This window comes from Streptomyces pathocidini (genome assembly GCF_001418495.1).
GTDB lineage: Bacteria > Actinomycetota > Actinomycetes > Streptomycetales > Streptomycetaceae > Streptomyces > Streptomyces pathocidini.
This window is the reverse complement of record NZ_LIQY01000026.1, coordinates 21,877-22,147: the sequence shown is the minus strand read 5'-3', so window position 1 is coordinate 22,147 and position 271 is coordinate 21,877. Positions and strand designations below refer to the sequence as shown.

Below are 271 nucleotides of genomic sequence, written 5' to 3'. Positions count from 1 at the left end.
GGCGACCCGCCCCAGCGCATCGACGCGATCTTCGCCACTGAGGGCGTGGAGATCCTGGCCTGCGGCGTCCCCCAACCCCTCCCGGGCGTAACGGACTCGGACCTACGCGCTGCCACGGACCACTTGCCGGTCCTGGCCGCGGTACGAGTCCCGGCAACGTAGGAGAGAGACCACAGGCCCGCCCTCTCCGGCAGCGCCCCCGCCTGCGCCAAGCGGCCCGACGCCGCGCCAGCCAAAGTCCCCCCGCCGCGATGGCGATCAACCACCGCGG

1 pseudogene is annotated in these 271 nt (G+C 73.8%); it reads left to right on the top strand.

The features are described 5' to 3' along the window. Window positions 1–162: pseudogene (locus AOK16_RS27865) on the top strand (endonuclease/exonuclease/phosphatase family protein); the annotation flags it as partial. Window positions 163–271: the final 109 nt, after the last annotated feature.